General features: G+C 72.9%; 17 protein-coding genes. 8 read left to right on the forward strand and 9 right to left on the reverse strand.

Annotated features, from left to right (window positions below):
* Positions 1-24 precede the first annotated feature (24 nt).
* Together SJY07_RS16430 and SJY07_RS16435 are read left to right on the forward strand one after the other, a co-directional pair.
* Positions 25-1,287: an aromatic ring-hydroxylating dioxygenase subunit alpha gene (locus SJY07_RS16430; protein WP_380160533.1), complete on the forward strand. Its 1,263-nt coding sequence runs from the start codon at positions 25-27 to the stop codon at positions 1,285-1,287.
* Positions 1,284-2,426 carry a 2Fe-2S iron-sulfur cluster-binding protein gene (locus SJY07_RS16435; RefSeq protein ID WP_380160534.1) on the forward strand — a complete coding sequence of 381 codons (1,143 nt, stop codon included), beginning with the start codon at positions 1,284-1,286 and terminating at the stop codon, positions 2,424-2,426. Before SJY07_RS16430 ends, SJY07_RS16435 begins: the two co-directional genes overlap by 4 nt.
* A gap of 2 nt (positions 2,427-2,428) precedes the next feature.
* Here the strand turns inward: SJY07_RS16435 and SJY07_RS16440 are convergent, their stop codons facing one another.
* Both SJY07_RS16440 and SJY07_RS16445 read right to left on the reverse strand, forming a co-directional pair.
* On the reverse strand, positions 2,429-3,778 hold the full coding sequence (locus SJY07_RS16440; RefSeq protein WP_380160536.1) for an MFS transporter: 1,350 nt from the start codon (positions 3,776-3,778) through the stop codon (positions 2,429-2,431).
* Positions 3,779-3,912: 134 nt separating this feature from the next.
* Positions 3,913-4,914, reverse strand: a complete 1,002-nt coding sequence (locus tag SJY07_RS16445) for a Ku protein (RefSeq protein ID WP_380160538.1) — start codon at positions 4,912-4,914, stop codon at positions 3,913-3,915.
* A gap of 69 nt (positions 4,915-4,983) precedes the next feature.
* On the opposite strand from SJY07_RS16445, the gene SJY07_RS16450 reads away from it, so the two are divergent.
* Both SJY07_RS16450 and SJY07_RS16455 read left to right on the forward strand, forming a co-directional pair.
* Positions 4,984-5,856, forward strand: coding sequence for a 3-methyladenine DNA glycosylase (locus SJY07_RS16450; RefSeq protein WP_380160540.1), 873 nt, complete (start codon positions 4,984-4,986; stop codon positions 5,854-5,856).
* A 364-nt stretch (positions 5,857-6,220) separates the two neighbouring features.
* Positions 6,221-7,324, forward strand: coding sequence for a serine hydrolase domain-containing protein (locus SJY07_RS16455; protein WP_380160542.1), 1,104 nt, complete (start codon positions 6,221-6,223; stop codon positions 7,322-7,324).
* Positions 7,325-7,396: 72 nt separating this feature from the next.
* Here the strand turns inward: SJY07_RS16455 and SJY07_RS16460 are convergent, their stop codons facing one another.
* On the reverse strand, positions 7,397-8,239 hold the full coding sequence (locus tag SJY07_RS16460; protein WP_380160544.1) for a siderophore-interacting protein: 843 nt from the start codon (positions 8,237-8,239) through the stop codon (positions 7,397-7,399).
* 15 nt (positions 8,240-8,254) lie between these two features.
* The gene (locus tag SJY07_RS16465) at positions 8,255-9,232 is read right to left on the reverse strand and encodes a siderophore-interacting protein (protein WP_328293148.1); all 978 of its coding nucleotides are present in this window, start codon (positions 9,230-9,232) and stop codon (positions 8,255-8,257) included.
* 123 nt (positions 9,233-9,355) lie between these two features.
* Between SJY07_RS16465 and ligD (SJY07_RS16470) the strand changes: the two genes are divergently transcribed.
* On the forward strand, positions 9,356-10,285 hold the full coding sequence (ligD, locus tag SJY07_RS16470) for a non-homologous end-joining DNA ligase (RefSeq protein WP_380160547.1): 930 nt from the start codon (positions 9,356-9,358) through the stop codon (positions 10,283-10,285).
* Complete coding sequence (gene ligD, locus SJY07_RS16475; protein WP_380160549.1) at positions 10,282-11,220, forward strand: non-homologous end-joining DNA ligase; 939 nt, start codon at positions 10,282-10,284, stop codon at positions 11,218-11,220. The genes ligD (SJY07_RS16470) and ligD (SJY07_RS16475) overlap by 4 nt, the downstream gene beginning before the upstream one ends.
* 4 nt (positions 11,221-11,224) lie before the next feature.
* Here the strand turns inward: ligD (SJY07_RS16475) and SJY07_RS16480 are convergent, their stop codons facing one another.
* The gene (locus tag SJY07_RS16480) at positions 11,225-11,911 is read right to left on the reverse strand and encodes a hypothetical protein (protein WP_328293146.1); all 687 of its coding nucleotides are present in this window, start codon (positions 11,909-11,911) and stop codon (positions 11,225-11,227) included.
* A 134-nt stretch (positions 11,912-12,045) separates the two neighbouring features.
* On the opposite strand from SJY07_RS16480, the gene SJY07_RS16485 reads away from it, so the two are divergent.
* Positions 12,046-13,650: an MDR family MFS transporter gene (locus SJY07_RS16485; RefSeq protein ID WP_380160551.1), complete on the forward strand. Its 1,605-nt coding sequence runs from the start codon at positions 12,046-12,048 to the stop codon at positions 13,648-13,650.
* Here the strand turns inward: SJY07_RS16485 and SJY07_RS16490 are convergent.
* Positions 13,550-14,356 carry a class I SAM-dependent methyltransferase gene (locus SJY07_RS16490; RefSeq protein WP_328293144.1) on the reverse strand — a complete coding sequence of 269 codons (807 nt, stop codon included), beginning with the start codon at positions 14,354-14,356 and terminating at the stop codon, positions 13,550-13,552. The two genes, SJY07_RS16485 and SJY07_RS16490, sit on opposite strands and share 101 nt — an antisense overlap.
* Before the next feature lie 84 nt (positions 14,357-14,440).
* On the opposite strand from SJY07_RS16490, the gene SJY07_RS16495 reads away from it, so the two are divergent.
* Positions 14,441-15,280 carry a GNAT family N-acetyltransferase gene (locus tag SJY07_RS16495; RefSeq protein WP_328293143.1) on the forward strand — a complete coding sequence of 280 codons (840 nt, stop codon included), beginning with the start codon at positions 14,441-14,443 and terminating at the stop codon, positions 15,278-15,280.
* Here SJY07_RS16495 and SJY07_RS16500 read toward each other — a convergent pair.
* From SJY07_RS16500 to SJY07_RS16510, 3 genes are read right to left on the reverse strand one after another with little or no spacing between them, the layout of a single operon-like run.
* Complete coding sequence (locus SJY07_RS16500) at positions 15,259-15,972, reverse strand: HAD family hydrolase (protein ID WP_380162370.1); 714 nt, start codon at positions 15,970-15,972, stop codon at positions 15,259-15,261. The genes SJY07_RS16495 and SJY07_RS16500 overlap by 22 nt on opposite strands.
* Entirely contained in the window at positions 15,969-16,439 is a 471-nt protein-coding gene (locus tag SJY07_RS16505; protein ID WP_328293142.1) for a DUF4383 domain-containing protein, read from the reverse strand. Before SJY07_RS16505 ends, SJY07_RS16500 begins: the two co-directional genes overlap by 4 nt.
* Before the next feature lie 58 nt (positions 16,440-16,497).
* Complete coding sequence (locus SJY07_RS16510; protein WP_328293141.1) at positions 16,498-17,589, reverse strand: FUSC family protein; 1,092 nt, start codon at positions 17,587-17,589, stop codon at positions 16,498-16,500.
* Positions 17,590-17,624 lie beyond the last annotated feature (35 nt).

Here is a 17,624-nt window from a genome sequence, read left to right on the forward strand (position 1 = left end):
CCGAACCCCGAGAGGGAGAGCCGCATGACCGCTCAGACCGTCGTCGCCGCGCCCGCGGAGGCGATCGACGACCTCGTCACCCGCCGCGTGCCGGGTCAGAGCCTGGAGGCCCCGTTCTACACCTCCGACGAGGTGTACCGGCGGGACCTGGATGTGATCTTCGCGAGGAACTGGATCTTCGTGGCGGCCGCGGCCGAGCTCCCCGAACCGGGCGACTACGTCACGGTCGAGGTCGGCGCGTACTCGGTCATCGTCGTGCGCGACGACGACGAGCAGGTCCGGGCGTTCCACAACGTCTGCCGGCACCGCGGTTCACGGCTGCTCGAGGAACGACAGGGCGCGGTCGGCAACATCGTCTGCCCGTACCACCGCTGGACGTACGGGGTCGACGGGAAGCTCCTGTTCGCCGAGTCCCAGCCGGCGACGTTCGACAAGAGCTGCTTCTCGCTGCGCCCGGTCCACGTCCGGAACGTGTCCGGGCTCGTGTTCGTCTGCCTCGCCGACGAGGCTCCGGAGGACTTCGACGCCGTCGCCGAGATCCTCGAACCCCACCTCGCGCCCTACGCGCTGGACACGGCGAAGGTCGTCGTCACCTACGACCTGGCCGAGGCCGGCAACTGGAAGCTGGTGATGGAGAACAACCGCGAGTGCTACCACTGCGACGGGCACCCGGAACTCATCACCGCCTACTTCCCGCTGTTCGCCTACGACCCCGAGGACATCACCCCGCGGCTGAAGCCGATCTTCGACCGCTACACCGCGGCGGCCGAGGCGCTGGAGAAGGTCCGGGCGGCGCACGGTCTGCCGCTGACGGACCATCGCGAGCTCGACACCCGCGTCGTCGGGTTCCAGCTCTCGCACCTGCCGCTCGACGGCGAGGGGAAGTCGTTCGCACCGAACGGGGCCGCGGTCTGCCGGAAGCTGATGGGCTCGGTCCAGGACGCGGCCTTCGGCGACCTGTCGCTGCACATGCAGCCGAACTCGTGGTTCCACCTGCTCTCCGACCACGCCGTCGTGTTCTCGGTGCTGCCGACCTCGACGGGGACCAGCGTCCTGCGCACGACGTGGCTGGTGCACCCGGACGCCGTCGAAGGGGTCGACTACGACCTCGACGCGCTGACGTCGGTGTGGCGGGCGACGAACGACCAGGACCGCGCGCTCGTCGCGAACACCCAGCGCGGCTGCGCGAACCCCGGGTACGTCCCGGGGCCGTACTCGATGGTCGAGGACGACGTCGAGGCGTTCGTGAACTGGTACGTCACGCGGCTGCGCGAGCAGATCGCATGACCGTCACCGACCCCCTCGGGGTCGTCGCCCACCCCGGGCAGGTCGGGGTGTGGGGTGACGAGGAGGACCTCGGCGAACTCGTCTGCCTCGGGGTCCGCGACATCACCCACGACGTCAAGACGTTCTGGTTCGAGTCGGCCGGAGGGCACGTCTTCCACTTCGACCCGGGGCAGTTCGTCACCCTGCACCTCGACGTCGACGGCCGGCGGGTCGAGCGGTCGTACACGATCTCCTCGCCCCCCACCCGTCCGCACCGCCTCGCCATCACGGTCAAGCGGAAGCCGGGCGGTCTGGTGTCGAACTTCCTGCACGACACGATGGTCCCGGGCACCCGCGTCATGGCGGCGCCGCCGCTGGGGGTGTTCAGCGTCGTCCGGCACCCGCGGACGAAGTACCTGTTCCTGTCGGCGGGGTCCGGCATCACCCCCGTGATGTCCATGGTCCGCACGCTCGTCGACCTGGGCTCCGACGTCGACGTGCTCTTCGTGCACTCGGCGCGAACCCCCGCCGACATCGTCTTCCGCTCCGAGCAGTGGGGGATGCCCACCCAGTTCCCCGCCGTCAACGTCGTCCAGGTCTGCAGCGAGGACTCCCCGGGCCAGGACTGGCACGGGCACCGCGGCCACCTCGACGCGGCCCTGCTCGAGGAGATCGCCCCCGACCTGGCCGAGCGCGAGGTCTTCGTGTGCGGCCCGGAGGGCTACATGGCCACCGTGCGCGAGGCCCTGCGCGAGCGCGGTTTCGACATGGCCCACCACCACGAGGAGACCTTCGTCTTCGAGTCCCTCGCGCCGTCGTCGTTCGTGGAGTCCGTCGCCGAGGGCGTCGGTGACATCGGCGACTTCCAGCCCACCCCGGGCGACGAGCCGGCGGCCACCGCGTTCACGGTCCGGATGGCGAAGTCCGGACGGAGCTTCCCCTGCGGCCCCGACGAGTTCATCCTCGACGCCGCGTTCCGGGCCGGGATGTCGCCGCCGAGTTCCTGCAGCCAGGGGATGTGCGGGACGTGCAAGACGGTCCTGCTCTCCGGCGACGTCGACATGCAGCACAACGGCGGCATCCGGCCCCGGGAGATCGCGGCCGGGAAGGTGCTCATCTGCTGCAGCAGACCGCTCGGGGACGTCTCGATCGACTCCTGAGCTCAGACGCCCCGCAGTCGCACCGCCGCCAGCACGGCCCCGACGGCGGTGACGGCCGCACCCACGGTGAGCACGAGGGAGACGGCGTGGGTGTGGGCGGCGGCCGACCCGGTCGCGACCCCGGCGATCACGAACAGGACGCCGACCGCGCCCGAACCCGTCGACTGCGACACCGTGCGGTTCAGGTTCAGCACCCCCGCCGCCGAGCCGGCGAGGCGCAACGGGGCGGCGGCCATCATGTCCCGGTTGTTCGGCGACTGGAACACCGCGAACCCCAGACCGCACACCCCGGTGCGGACCAGGATGTCCACCGTCGAGGCACCGTCGGGCAGCAGGGCGAGGGAGAGCAACCCGCCGGCGAGGACGACGAGGCCGATCAGGGCCAGCAGGCGCGGCGAGACCCGGTCCGCCGCCCGTCCGGACAACGGGGCCACCACCACGATGACCAGGGGCCAGGGCGTGAACAGCAGGGCCGAGCGCAACGCGCTGTCCCCGAAGGACTCCTGGAACAGGAACGGCAACGCCACGAAGGCGGTGCCCTGCCCGAAGAATGAGCACGCGGCCGTCAGCACCGCGAGCGAGAACGGCCGGGTGAACAACCCCAGCGGGATGACCGGGTTCGCGCTCCGCGCCTCGTGCCGGACGAAGAACCCGACCAGCACGACGGTGAGCACGAGCAGCGCCACGGACAGCGGCAACGTCGAGGTCGCTCCCACCCCCCGGATGCCGAGCAGGAAGCAGGAGATCGCCGCGGCGATCAGCACGGACCCGGAGGCGTCGAAGCGACCGGGCCGGGCCGGGACGCGGGGCAGGTGGCGCAGGCCCAGCACGAACGACACGGCGGCGATCGGGACGTTCACGAGGAACAGCCACGGCCAGGGCGCGACGCTCAGGAGCAGACCCCCCAGCGTCGGGCCGGCGGAGGTCCCCAGGGCCACGGTCATGGCGTTGAGGCCGAGCGCGCTCCCGAGCCGTTCCGGCGGGAACACGTGGCGGTAGGTCGGGATCGGCACCGCCAGGATCAGCGAGGACCCGATGCCCTGCACGACGCGGGCGGCGACGAGCAGGCCGAGGGTCGGGGCCGCCGCGCAGGCGATGGAGGCCACGGCGAAGACGGGCAGCCCGACGAGGAAGAGCCGCCGTCGCCCGACCCGGTCACCGAGGGCCGCGGTGGCCGGGATGCAGCAGGCCGCCGCGAGCAGGAACGCGGTCGTGACCCAGACGGTGTCGGACGCCGAGGCGTCGAGATCACGGGCCAGGGTCGGCAGTGCGACGTTGACGATGGAGGCGTCGATCGTGGCCATGAGGGTCGCCGAGAGCATGGCGGCCACGACCAGGTTGCGCCGGACCACGGGAGGTGGGGTCGTCGAAGGAGTCATGCGGGGCGCGCGGCCGGTCCTTCCGTCGGTCGGCTCCGCCGGGATCCGGCGAAGTCGAGAGCCTCAGGCAAGTATCCGACCGCGCGGCCCGGGACCTCCTGGTGGGGTCAGGCCGACTTCCTCGCCGTGGTGGTCTTCTTGGCGGGTCCGCTCGCCTTCTTCGTCGCGCTCTTCCCGGCGGCGGTCCTCTTCGCCGCCGTCTTCTTCGCCGGCGCGGCCTTCTTCGTCGCCGTCTTGCGCGCCGTCGTCTTCCTCGCGGCCGGCGCTTCGTCCTCGACCTCGGCGGGCTTCTCCGCCGACGAGCCGCCGCGGGCACGTTCGACGCTGCGCTGCAGGGCGGTCAGCAGGTCGACGACCTCGCCACCGCGCGGACCGCCCGTCCCGGACGCGGCGGAGCCCTCCTCGGCCGCCGCGGACGGTGCGGCGTCGGCGTCCTCGAGGCGGGTGTCGATGAGCGTCTTCACGGCCGCCGCGTACTCGTCCTCGAACTCCTCGGGGTGGAAGTCGCCCGCGAGCGACTCGACCAGGGAGGCGGCCATCCGCAGTTCCTGCGGACGGAGCTCGACGTCCGTCTCGAGCACCTCGAAGTCGGCGGCGCGGACCTCGTCGGGCCAGAGCAGGGTCTGCAGCACGATGGCCTTGTCGCGCACGCGCAGGACGGCGACGGACTCGCGCTGGCGCAGCGAGACCTTCACGACGGCCATCCGGTCGGTCTCGGCGAGCGCCTCGCGCAGCAGCGCGTACGGCTTCGCCGCCCGCGACTCGGGTTCGAGGTAGTACGGCTTCGACAGCAGGATCGGGTCGACCTGGTCGGCCGGGACGAACCGGAGGACGTCGATCTCGTGCCCGCTGGCCACCGGGAGGTCGCTGAAGTCCTCGTCGCTGAGCACGACGAGCTTGCCGTCGGGGCTCTCGTAGCCCTTCGCGACCTCGTCGTAGGCGACCTCCTCACCACAGACGGAGCACGTCCGCTTCATCCGGATGCGGCCACCATCGCTACGGTGGACCTGGTGGAAGTGGATGTCGTGTTCGCCGGTGGCGGCGTAGAGGCGCACGGGTACGTTGACCAGACCGAAGGACACGGCGCCCTTCCAGATGGCGCGGGCCATGGCGTACCCCCTCAGACGACCGGAATCCCACCGTACGGGGATGACCACGACACCGCACAGGATTCATCGGTGACCACTCTGTCGTCGCCGCAGTGGCGTTCCCGCGAGGCCGCCCACGCGCAGCGCGCGCACCGGTTGACCGCTGCCGCGGTGGAGCGCCGCGGCCGGGGGGAGAAGCACCCGGTCGAGGACTTCCTCTTCACCTACTACAACTGGGCGCCCGGGAAGCTGGCCCGCTGGCACCCCGGGGTGGGGGTCGTCCTCGAGGCCGCCGGGGAGCGCGCGGACTGGGCCAACTACGTCCGCTCCGGTACCGGGGTGGCCGTCGACGGACCCGGACTGGCCTCGGCCCGCTCCGCGACGATCCGGCTGGCCCGCGACGTCCTGGCCGCGACCCGGGGCCGGGCGCCGATGCTCGCCTGCTTCGGGCTCCACGAGTGGGCCATGGTCCACCGGACCCGCCCCGAGCAGGTCCGGCACGCCGGCCTGCCGCTGCGCCTCGGGCACGACGGGACGGACGACGTCGTCGAGTCGCACAAGATCCGCTGCAGCCACCACGACGCGTTCCGGTTCTTCACCCCGAGCGCCGTCCCGCTCAACGAACTGCAGCCGACGCGGGTCGACCAGGCCGCGCAGGAACAGCCGGGCTGCCTGCACGCCACGATGGACTGCTACCGCTGGGCCATGAAGCTCTCGCCCGCGGTCCCGGGGGAGTTGCTGCTCGACTGCTTCGAACTCGCCCGGGACGTCCGGATCCTCGACATGCGGGCCTCGCCCTACGACGTCACCTCGATGGGTCACGAACCCGTGGCGATCGAGACCCCCGAGGGCAAGGCCGCCTACGTCCGCGCCCAGCGGGAGTTCGCCGAGCGGGCCGACCCGCTGCGGGTCCGGTTGATCGCCGTCTGCGACGCCCTGCTGGCTCGGGCGGGGTCGGCGTAGGGCGACCGTCCGCACCAGCACTGCACCGGAGGCGCCGTTGACCCTGACGGGTGAACGTCGACGGTCCCCGGAGAATCCTCCGGACGCACCGACTCCCGGGGGAGGAGCGGCGGTCCGGGGTGCGATCCGCCGTCACCGGAGCCGTTTTCCCGGATGAGGACGGACACGGGGCAGCATCGGCCGGACGGGGACGACGGACGGCGGGTACCCCGTCTCCGTTCCCGGCTCGCGACCGCTGTCGCGCAGCTGAGCTAGGCTTTCGGGACCACCGGCCAGATCGCTGCACCCACAGCCCGATGAGGCGCCGCGAACCGGGAACACCACACCTGGGGCACCACATCCCGAGCACCCGAAGGACCTCTGAGTGCCAGAACCCACGACCGACCTCTCGACTCCCCCGGCTGCGACCGGTGTTCCTGCGAACCGGTCGTCGAACCCCTCGGCCAGACGTCTGGACGAGGTCTCCCGGACCCTGGACGCGCTGGTCCACGACCGCGGGTTCCCCGGTGCTCTCGCGAGCATCCGCGATGCCGACGGCTCGGTCCGCAACGTCGCCGCCGGGGACGGGGTCCCCCTCGACGGTCAGGTGCGCATCGGCAGCAACACCAAGTCGTTCACCGCGGTGGCCCTGCTCCAGCTGGTGGGGGAGGGAACCCTCGACCTCGATGTCCCGGTCGGGAAGTACCTCCCGAACTTGTTGCGCGGCAAGGGGATCGACGGTACGCGGATCCTGGTGCGCCACGTCCTCCAGCAGACCAGCGGCCTGCCGGACTACATGGCCGCGTGGGCCGGGGATCCTGCCTCGTTCCGCTACCGCTACGCCGACCCGCGGGACCTGCTGGACGTCGCCCTCACGATGCCGGCCCTGTTCGAGCCCGGTGACCGGTGGTCCTACTCGAACACGAACTACGTCGTCGCCGGTCTCCTGCTGCAGACGATCACCGGGCGTCCCTGGTCGGAACAGGTGCACCGACGCGTCATCGCGCCGCTCGGTCTGCAACGCACGTACGTGCCGGCTGCCGGGGAACTCGGTCTGCGCGGTGCCCATCCCCAGGGTTTCCTGCGCGACGGCGCCGGGAACCTGCAGGACCACACCGAGTTCGACCCGTCGATCGCCTGGGCGGCCGGTGCGGTCATCGCCTCCCTCAGTGACCTCAACCGGTTCGCGACGGGGCTGCTGCGCGGGGAACTGCTGTCCCCCGCCCTGCTGGCCGAGATGCAGAACACCGTTCCCTCCGACGGTTTCCCGGGTACCGGTTACGGGTTGGGGCTCGCGAGGTTCCCGCAGGCGGACGGGAGCGTCGCCTGGGGCCACGGCGGAGACATCTTCGGGGCTGAGACGCGAGGGTGGGCCACCGCGGACGGGAGGGCTGCCACCGTCGCGGTGACCGCTCTGCCGTCGGACGCGGCCGGTCTGGAGGCCGTCATGGCCGCCGCGACGACGAGCTTCGAGGCTGCCCGGTCCTGACGGCCCTCGACCGCCGGAGCCCGGTCACCGCGAGGGACGCCTGCGGTGCCCGAGCCAGCCCGGCAGCGGGCGTCAGACCCCGGCGGTCGCGTCGTCGGAGTCGGCCGCGGCGGCCCAGTCGCGCTTCTCGGAGCGCCAGCCCTCCTCGGTGCGCCCGCGTCGCCAGTAGCCGGACGCCGACAGCAGTTCCCGGGTGACCCCGAGGTCGGCGCGGGCCCAACGGCGGACGGCGCGCACGCTGTCGGCCTCCCCGTGCAGGAACGCCTGCGGCACACCGGTCGGCAGGTCGAGGGAACCCAGGAACGCGACGAGGGCCTCCGGGTCGGGTTCCTCCCGGTGCACCCAGTGCAGCCGCAGGTCCCCCGGCGAGGTCAGCTCCAGCTCCTCCGCGGGGCCGTGCACCTCGACGACGGCCACCGCGGTGGCGCCGGCGGGAACCCGTTCCAGCGAGGCGGAGATGGCGGGCAGCGCGCTCGCGTCGCCGACCAGCAGGTGCCACGCGGCGTCGGCCGACGGCGTGTACGCCCCGCCCGGACCCGTGATCCACAACTCGTCGCCCGGCCGCGCCCCCGCCGCCCACGGCCCGGCGAACCCCTCGTCCCCGTGCACGACGAAGTCGATGGTCACCTCGCCGTCCACGACGGAGCGGACCGAGTACGTCCGCTGCACGGGCCACTCGGTCCGGGGTCGCTCCTCCCGGATCCTCGCGACGTCGAACGGTTCGTCGTAGACGACGCCCTCGACCGGGAAGAGCAGCTTCACGTAGGAATCGGCGTGCTCGACGGTGAAGTCGGAGAGGTCCTCGCCACCGAAGACGACCCGCACCATGTGCGGGGCCAGCTGCTCGGTGCGCTGGACCACGGCCAGCCGCTGCCCGCGGCCACCGGTCCTCTCGCGCCTGAAGGGGTTGCGCACGTCGTCTCCCACCGGTCAGTCCGACTCGGCGCGACCCTCGCGCCAGTAGCCCATGAAGGCCACGGAGGTCCGCGGCACCCCCACGTCGCGGACGAGGTGACGTCGCAACGTCCGGACCACGCCCGCCTCTCCAGCCAACCACGCGTAGAGGCACTCCGGGCCCACGGCCTCGGCGTTCTCGGGCACGTCCCAGAGGATGTCGTCCCCCTCGAGCCCGACCTCGGTGAAGTCCTCCGCGCTCGCCCGCGACGCCTCGTCGACCAACGCCGACGCGAGCGCCTCGACCCGGGCCTGCAGCAGTTCGCCCACGGCGTGGGAACCGTTGCGCGGCAGCCACTCGACGGTGAGGTCGGCGGGGGAGCGCAGGTCCAGCAGGTCGCCCCCGCGCGGCACCTCGAGCACCACCGTCGCCTTCACGCCCACGGGCAGTCGTTCCAGGATCGCCGAGACCGCGGGAACAGCCGTCTCGTCCCCGGCCAGCAGCAGCGTGCGGGCCTCGGCGGGCGGGGCCCACTCCACTCCCCACATGCGTCCGGTCCCGGGACTGCTCGGCCCGACGAGGACGACCTCGCTGCCGACCGTGGCGGCCGCGGCCCACGCCGACGCCGGCCCGGCGTGCCCGTCCCGCGCGCCGTGCAGCACGAAGTCGACGTCGATCTCGGCCTGCGCGTCGGCGCTCGCGGGGCGGTACGCGCGCACGGTGTAGGTCCGCATCACCGGGCGCACGTCGTCGTCGAGCCCGCGCCACCACGTGTACCAGTCCTCGGCCGGGAGGTCGTAGGCCTCGAACGGCTGCTTCAGCAGCAGCACCTTGAAGCGCTGGTCGTACCCGCCGGCGCCGAAGTCCCCGAGGTCGGGCGACGTCATGGTGAGGCGCACGAAGCTCTCCCCGAGGCGCTCGACGCGCGAGACCCGGACGCGGAACAGCGCGTACGACGCCCGCCTCAGCTGGGTCTGCGTCGTCCGTTCGGCCGTGTCGGTCACCGTGCTCATCCCTCGAACTCCCCACGTCGTGTGAGGACAGGCTAACCAACAATCGGGGCGTGCCGCTACGAGCGGTCGCCGGGTCCGGTGGCCCCGGTCGCCGGTCGGCGACAGAGTGTGACCGTGTTGCCCATGCTCGCGACCGCGGCCGCGGCCTCGCGCGTGCCCACCGACGCCGACCGCTGGGCCTACGAGGTGAAGTGGGACGGCATGCGGATCCTCGCCGACGTCCACGAGGGGAGCGTCCTGCTGCGCTCGCGCACCGGCCGCGACGTCTCGGCCACCTTCCCCGAACTCACCGCGCTCGCCGAGGCGCACGCCGACGTCCACCTCGACGGTGAGGTCGTCGCCCTCGAGGACGGTCTGCCCTCGTTCTCGGCGCTCGCCGACCGGATGCACGTCCGCGACGCGCGGTCGGCGACGATCGCCGCCCGGCGCACCCCGGTGACGCTCATGGCCTTCGACGTCCTGCGGCTGTACGGCGTCGAACTCCTCGACCGCCCGTGGCAGGAACGGCGCGAGTCCCTCGACCGGCTGCAACCCTCCGGCAGCGCGTGGCAGGTGTCGCCCGTCTACCCCGACGCGGCCTCGCTGCTGACCGCGACCCGGGAACAGGGGCTGGAGGGGATCGTCGCGAAGCGCCGGACCTCCCCCTACCAGCCGGGGCGACGCAGTCCCGACTGGGTGAAGCACGCCCACCGCCGGCACCAGGCCTGCCTCGTCGTCGGGTGGCGACCCGTCGAGGGGGCGGGTTCCCGGATGGGCGGTCTGCTCCTCGCCGTCCCCGGGGCCGACGGGGCGCTCCGCTACGTCGGGCGGGCCGGCAGCGGACTCGGGGCGGGGATGGAGGAGGAGCTGCGGGAGGCACTCGCCGGGCACGAGCTCCCGCGACCCGTCGTCGACGTCCCGCGTCCCGATTCCGTGGGCGCGCACTTCACCGCGCCCGTCGTCGTCGTCGAGGTGCGCCACCTCGGGGCGACCACCGGCGGGAGGCTGCGCCAGCCCACCCTGCGCGGGGTGCGCAGCGACCTCGAACCCTCCGACGTCCGGGAGGAACGGTGACGGGCACCTCCGGGGGGCACGACGAGACCGTCGTCGACGTCGAGGGACGCCACCTCCGGCTGCGGAGGTTGGAGAAGGTCCTCTACCCCTCCACGGGGACGACCAAGGCCGAGCTCCTCACCTACGTGAGTTCCGTGGCCCCGGCCCTGCTGGCGCAGCTCGCCGACCGGCCGCTGACCCGGAAGCGCTGGCCGGACGGGGTCGGGAAGAACTCGTTCTTCGAGAAGAACGTCCCGCGCGGCCTGCCGGACTGGGTGCGAACGGTGGAACTCGACGCCCCCGGCAGCACCAAGGACCGCGAACGCGTCCGCTACCCGTTGATCGACGACCTCGCCGGGCTGGTGTGGCTGGTGAACCTCGCCGCCCTCGAACTGCACGTCCCGCAGTGGCGCGTCGGGCCGCGCGGCGGGGTGCACCACCCCGACCGCCTCGTCATCGACCTCGACCCGGGGGAGGGGACAGGGCTGGCGGAGTGCGCCGAGGTGGCGCTCGCCGTCCGCGAACGCCTCGACGCCGACGGGCTGGAGTGCCACCCCGTGACCTCGGGGTCGAAGGGGATGCAGCTGTACGCGAAGGTCTCGGGGACCCAGGACGCCGACGTCCTGCGCTCCTACGCCCACCGGCTGGCCCGGGAGATGGAACGGGACCGGCCGGAACTCGTCGTCTCGCGCATGACGAAGGTGCTGCGCGGCGGCAGGGTCCTGCTGGACTGGAGCCAGAACAACTCCGCCAAGACCACGATCGCCCCGTACTCCCCGCGGGGGCGCGAACGACCCTGCGCGGCCGCACCCCGCACGTGGGCGGAACTCGCCGACCCGGGGTCGTTGCGGCAGGTGAGCCTGGACGAGGTCGCGGCGCGCTACCTCAGCGACGGTGACCTGCTCACCCACCTCGGTCCGGACGCCGAGCCCGGACCGCGCGTCCCGACCTCGTGAACCCTCAGACCTGCACGCGCGCGATCCGGATCGCGCCCGGGTGCAGGCTGATCCGCGGGGAGTAGCTGAAGACGGCCCGGGCCTGCAGGAACTCCTCCGGACCGAAGTCGATCGAGGTCAGGGTGACCTCGAGGTAGCCGCGCAGGGCGGCGAGGTGCTCCTCCGCGACCACGGCGTGCAACGGCGTCTCGCGGCGGCTCATGAGCAGCACGTCCGCCTCGCACCACTCGGCGTCGACGAAGCGGCGCCGGGCCAGACCACCACCGCTGGCGCCGAGGCGGGCGTGGCGCCGCAGCAGCGTGTCGAGGTAGGCGTTGGGGGTGCAGGTCGGGGCGACCGCCTCGGTCACGGACGCCGTCGCCGCGACCAGCCACCCGGCCAGCGCGTCCGCGCTGACGTCCTCGACGGCCACCAGGGAGAGCAGGTGGGTGAGGCACGCCTGGTCCACCGCGCCGCCCAGGGAGACGAGGGCCTCGGTCTCGGCGCGGGCGACGTCGTCGAGGTCGCTGCGGCGCACCGGGACGGGCTCGCTGCCCGCGTGCAGCTGGGTGCCGGGGTCGACGCCCGCGGGAACCCCGTCGACGTCGTCCCAGACGCTGAAGGCGCTGTGCCGGTGGACGTCACCCGCGGTGTCGGGGTCCAGGGTGATCGTCTCGCCGCGGCGGGACAGCACGGGGGGTTCGGTGTCCATCACCTCCGATGGTAGTGACGGGGTCGCCGCCGCGGCGACCGACTTCCGGGCGTCACCCGGACGGAGGTCTCAAGCGGTTGCCGGGACGAACCGAAACAAGGTGTGTGCAGCAACCATCCGCTCCTCCGGCGCCCATGACGCACCGCCAGATCATGGAGGCCCTCTCCGGCCTCCTGCTCGGCATGTTCGTCGCGATCCTCTCCTCCACGGTCGTCTCCAACGCCCTGCCCACCATCGTGGCCGACCTCCACGGCAGCGAGTCCGGGTACACCTGGGTCGTGGTCGCCTCGCTGCTCGCGACGACGATCTCCACCCCCGTGTGGGGGAAGCTCTCCGACCTCTTCGACAAGAAGGTCCTGGTGCAGTCCGCGCTGGTCCTCTTCGTGGTGGCCTCGGCGGTCGCGGGGTTGTCGCAGAGCATGGGGATGCTCATCGCCATGCGGGTCGTCCAGGGGCTGGGCGCCGGCGGTCTCACCGCGCTGGCGCAGGTGATCATGGCCTCGATGATCGCGCCGCGCGAACGCGGTCGCTACTCCGGCTACCTCGGGGCGACGTTCGCGCTGGGCACCGTGGGGGGCCCGCTCGTCGGGGGCGCCCTCACCGAGCACCTGTCCTGGCACTGGTGCTTCTTCGTCGGGGTCCCGTTCGCCGTGCTCGCGTTCTTCGTCCTCGGTCGCACCCTCGACCTGCCCACCGTGAAGCGCGAGGTCCACATCGACTACGCCGGGGCGCTGCTGCTGGCCGGTGGGGTGTCGGCCCTGCTCGTCTGGGTCTCGCTGGCCGGTCAGCAGTTCGACTGGGCCTCCTGGCAGACCGCCGCCCTCGTCGGCGGCGGGGTCGCCCTGCTCGGCCTGACCGTCCTCGTGGAGTCCCGCGCGGTCGAGCCGATCATCCCGCTGCGGTTCTTCCGCGACCCCACCGTCGTGCTCTCCGCCGTGGCGAGCCTGTTCGTCGGCATCGCGATGTTCGGCGGCACGGTGTTCCTGTCGCAGTACTTCCAGTCCGCCCGGCTGCAGTCGCCGACGACGGCCGGCCTCTCCACCCTGCCGATGATCCTCGGTCTCACCCTGGCCTCGACGGTCGCCGGCCGGTCCATCACCCGGACCGGACGCTGGAAGGGCTGGATCGTCGCCGGTGGGGTCCTGCTCAGCGCCGGTCTCGCGCTGATGACGACCATCGCTGCGGACACCGCCTACGTCCTCGTCGCGGTCCCGATGTTCCTCCTCGGGGCCGGCGTCGGGATGATGATGCAGAACCTCGTCCTGGCCGTGCAGAACGTCGTGGCCCGGGAGGACCTCGGGGCGGCGAGTTCGTTCATCGCCTTCACCCGCACCCTGGGTGGCGCGATCGGCGTCTCCGCGCTCGGAGCCGTTCTCGCGCACCGGGTCGGAACCCACCTGATGACCGGCCTGCGCTCCGCGGGGATCGAGGCCTCCGCCCTCGGCGGGGGTGGCGTCCCGAACGTCCACACCCTGCCCGAACCCGTCCGCGGGATCGTCGCGGCGGCCTACGGCGCCGGCGTGGCGGACGTGTTCCTCACCGCGACCCCGTTCGCCGTGCTGGCCCTGGTCATCGCGTTCTTCTTCCGCGAGACGAGTCTGCGCTCCGCGACGGGGACGCCCGCCGGGACCCCCGAGGTCACGGCCGGGATCCCCGCGCCAGCAGGTGCCCCGCGACCCCGAGCAGCGCGGGTTCGCGTTCGGTCGCGCGGACGAGGCCGAGCAGGCGTTCGCGGCTGACCGGGTCGTCGAGGAGTTCCCCGAGGTGGGCGTCGGCCAGACCGGCCAACCCCTCGACCGCGACGGGACCGTCGACCGTGAAACCCGCGGTCGACAGTTCCGCCGCGAGTTCCTCGGGACGGTGGAAGTAGGCGGTCGTGAACCACCGTTCGCGGCGGGAGTCGTTGCGGTGCCGACCGGTCCGCAGGTCCTCCTCGACCACCGCCGCGAACTGCTCGTCCGCGATCCAGCCGCGGAGCACGCCGTCCAGCGCGGAACCCCAGCGGCTGATGGCCGCCGCGACCACGACCCCGCCGGGGCGCAGCACCCGGAACGCCTCCCGCAGGGCGAGCGCGCGATCCGCGGCCTCGACCAGGTGGTACAGCGGCCCGAGCAGCAGAACGGCGTCGGCGCTGCCGTCGGGGAAGGGCAGGGCGCGCGCATCCCCACGCAGCACGGAGGCCAGCGGCGCGGGGGTCTCCACCGCCCGGGCCTGTGCCACGTGCAGTTCGACCGGGTCGAGCAGGTGCACCGCGTAGCCCCGCTCCGCGAGGGGGAAGGCGTGGACGCCCGCGGCCCCGCCCACGTCCAGGACCGTCGCCGGCGCCGCGGGCAGCCAGCGGCCCAGCAGTTCCGTGGTGCGCCAGAACTCCAGGCGTCCCGCGCCCGACGTCAGCCGGCCCCGTTCCCGTCCGCGGTCGTAGTACGCGGTGATCTCGTCGTCCACGCGACCACCCTGGCCCGGACCGGGGGGCGGTGACCAGCGGATTCCCGGTTGACCGCCGTGCGGCGGAACCGGTCGGATGGGGGTGTGCTGCAACCCCGGACCCGCCTCTCCGACGACGACCTGCGCGCCGTCGCCGACCTCGAACGCCGTGTCGTCGCCCACGACGGCGGACGCCTGAAGATCGAGTGGGAGGACCTGCGCCACCGTTCGGAGGAGCGCACCAACGACCTGCTGTGGTTCGAGGGGGACCGCGTCGTGGGGTTCGCGGCCTTCGACTCCCACGGCGGCCCGGCGGTCGAGATCGCCGGGATGGTGGACCCCGGCGCCCGGGGACGCGGGATCGGGACGGCGATGCTGGCCGCGGCGATCGACGTGTGCCGGGAACGCGGTTCCGAGCAGGCGCTGCTCATCGTGCCGCGCGCCTCCGAGGCGGGCCGCCACCTCGCCGAGAGCGTGGGAGCGGCCTTGGAGCACTCCGAGCACGCCCTGCGCCTCGACCGCGTCCCGGCGGAAGGTGTCGAGGACCCCGCGACGACGCTGCGGGCCGCCACCGTCGACGACGTCCCCGTCCTCACGCAGGTGCTGGCCGCCGCCTTCGGGCACGAACCCGGGCACCTGCTGCAGAGCCTCCGGACCACCCGGACGCTGGTCATCGAGCACGACGGGGAACCCGTCGGGACCGTCCGCCTCACCCGGGACGGCGCGGTCGGTGGCGTGTACGGGTTCGCGATCGACCCCCGGTCCCAGGGCCGCGGCATCGGCCGCGACGTGCTGCGCCGCAGCTGCCGGGAGTTCTTCGCCGACGGGGCGACGTCGGTCCGCCTCGAGGTCGCCGTCGACAACCCGCGCGCCCTCGGCCTCTACACCTCGATCGGGTTCGAGCCGGTGACGACGGAGGACTACTACGACCTGCCGCTCACCTGAGCCCCGAGGAAGCGGGGCAGTTCGGTGAGGGACCGCATCCGGAGGGCTTCGTCGTGGGGACCCTCGTCGTGGCGGTCCAGGTGGACCGCGAACATCCCCGCCGCACGCGCGCCCACGACGTCGACGGGGTGGTCGTCGCCGACGTGCAGGGTCGCGGCGGGGTCGACGCCCAGACGGTCGCAGATCGCGCGGAACGCCTCGGGCCGGGGCTTGGCCAGGCCGAGCTCCCCGGCGGTGACGACCGGCCCGACCCGTCCGGCGAGGCCCAGGACCTCGAGCTTCGCGTTCTGCTGCTCGGGCATCCCGTTGGTCAGCAACCCCACGCGGAGGCCCGCCGCGCCGATCGCGGCCAGGGCCGCCTCGACGTCGTCGAACGCCCGCCAGTGGCGGCGGTAGCGGGTGAGGTAGTCGCGCTGGAACTGCTCGTCCAGGACGGCGTCGTCGCCGACCGGGGAGTCCACCAGCGGGAGGAAGTCGCGGAGGCGGCGACGGCGGTGCTCGTCGTGCGAGACCAGACCGGCCCGCCAGTCGGCGTGGTGGCGTTCCTCGATCTGCGACCAGGCCGACTGCGTCGCCTCGTCGGGTTCGCGGCCCAGACTGCGGAGCCAGTCCGCCACCGCGGCGCGGGATGCGCCGCGGTGGTCGAAGAGGGTGCCGTCCAGGTCGAGGACGACGGCACGCAGGCGGATCAGAAGACGCCCAGTTCCTCGACGTGCTTGGCGCGGGTGCGTGCGGCGCCGGCCGCGATGACGATGCCCAGGGCCAGGTGCAGCCAGTTGCTCGCGACGTTCACCGGCAGGACGTCGCTGGGGGAGTTCACGACGATGCCCGCCCCCGCCAGACCGGCGACCAGGTAGGCGATGGCGACCCAGCAGACGGTCTTGTGCGCCTGGCGCGGCGACCCGGAGAACGCGAGGACCGTCAGCCCGAAGAGGATCTGCAACGACGCGCTCACGACGGACGTCGTGAACAGCCCGAAGAGGTGGGCGTCGGAACGGAAGAACCCCATCGCGTCGTAGTTCGTCGTCACCCCCGGGATCAGCCCGAGGACACCCAGGCCCAGGACGAGGACGGCCACCCCGCGGGCGTACCCCGAGACGGGACCGCCGCTGACCGGGGCTGCTTCGATGGCGGCGGGAGCCGCGGCGTGAGAGCTCATGCTCCTACTATCCCAGGTCGTTGCGGCCCGGGTCGGCGGGGCGAGGTCAGGGCGGCGGTCAGTGCGGCAGCAGTCGGTGCGCCTCAGCGGCGCTGACCCCCTGCGCCTGCAGCAGGTCCACGACCGTCGAGCGCAGCTGCGCGACCACCACCGTCGCCGACAACGACTCCGCCCCCAGCGTGCGCGGGCCCAGCGTCACCGCCAGCTCCTTCAGACCCGCCACCGAGGGCGGGACGGTCTCCCCGGCGTAGGCCGGTTCACCCAGGGAGCGCACCGACGCCGCGAGGGAGTCCAGGGCGCCGGCCAGGGAGTCGGGCATCTGCTCGCCGTACTGCAGGGCCGTCGCGACCCGCCGCAGCGCGACCCGGACGTTGCGCGTGGCCCGGTCCATCCCGGCGTGCAGCTTCTTCTGCTGCGCGATCTCGCCGCGACCGCTGCGTCGCAACGGCGACAGCCGGTGCACCTCCTGACCGGCGTTCACCGACTGCGACCAGCCCTCGAGCTCGGTGGAGGTGCTCCGGGCCCGGGCCAGCACCTCCTGGGCCTTCGCGGCGTCGTGGCTGCGGATCGCGTCGGCGCCGTCCTCCAGCAGGTCCGCCAACTGTCCCGCGTAGGCCCGGGACCGGCCGCGGACGTCGCGGCGCGGGTCCGGCGGCAGCAGGGCCGCGATCGCCAGCGCGACCACCACGCCCGTCATGGCGTCCAGCCAGCGCGCGGAACCACTCCCCCCGGCCTGCGGGGGGTAGGCGACGATGAACGACGCCTGCAGCGCCGCCTGGTTGACCAGCAGGATCCCCGAGTCCAGGAACCGCGCGATGAGCATGGCCGCCGCGACGATCGCGGTGATCTGCAGCGGTCCCCGGCCGACCAGGGCGACGACGCCCGTCCCGAGCAGCACCCCGATCGTGACGCCGACCCCCAGCTCGCCGACCCTCCGGAGCCGCTGGTTGTTCTGCACCCCGAGGCAGACGACGACGGCGACGCACGCGAAGACGGGGTAGGGCTGGTCCCACAACGCCTGCGCGAGCATCCACGCCACCCCGGCGCCGAGACCGCACTGCATGATCTGCCACCACGAGCCCTGCCACCGCTGCCAGCCGGTGCGGCTGCGCCGTCGGACGGTGACGGCGAAGGGGATCGTGCGGGGCACGGGAGTGATCCTCTCCTACGACGTCGTGAAGGCCA

Origin of the sequence: Kineococcus sp. R86509, assembly GCF_042466365.1 — a bacterium.
Lineage (GTDB): Bacteria > Actinomycetota > Actinomycetes > Actinomycetales > Kineococcaceae > Kineococcus.

What these genes read in the sequence shown, in the direction of transcription:
- SJY07_RS16485 (WP_380160551.1), top strand. Translation starts at nt 12,046, where the DNA reads ATGACGCACCGCCAGATCATGGAGGCCCTCTCCGGCCTCCTGCTCGGC.
- ligD (WP_380160547.1), top strand. Translation starts at nt 9,356, where the DNA reads ATGCTCGCGACCGCGGCCGCGGCCTCGCGCGTGCCCACCGACGCCGAC.
- SJY07_RS16430 (WP_380160533.1), top strand. Translation starts at nt 25, where the DNA reads ATGACCGCTCAGACCGTCGTCGCCGCGCCCGCGGAGGCGATCGACGAC.
- SJY07_RS16435 (WP_380160534.1), top strand. Translation starts at nt 1,284, where the DNA reads ATGACCGTCACCGACCCCCTCGGGGTCGTCGCCCACCCCGGGCAGGTC.
- SJY07_RS16445 (WP_380160538.1), bottom strand. Translation starts at nt 4,914, where the DNA reads ATGGCCCGCGCCATCTGGAAGGGCGCCGTGTCCTTCGGTCTGGTCAAC.
- SJY07_RS16480 (WP_328293146.1), bottom strand. Translation starts at nt 11,911, where the DNA reads ATGGACACCGAACCCCCCGTGCTGTCCCGCCGCGGCGAGACGATCACC.
- SJY07_RS16465 (WP_328293148.1), bottom strand. Translation starts at nt 9,232, where the DNA reads ATGAGCACGGTGACCGACACGGCCGAACGGACGACGCAGACCCAGCTG.
- SJY07_RS16505 (WP_328293142.1), bottom strand. Translation starts at nt 16,439, where the DNA reads ATGAGCTCTCACGCCGCGGCTCCCGCCGCCATCGAAGCAGCCCCGGTC.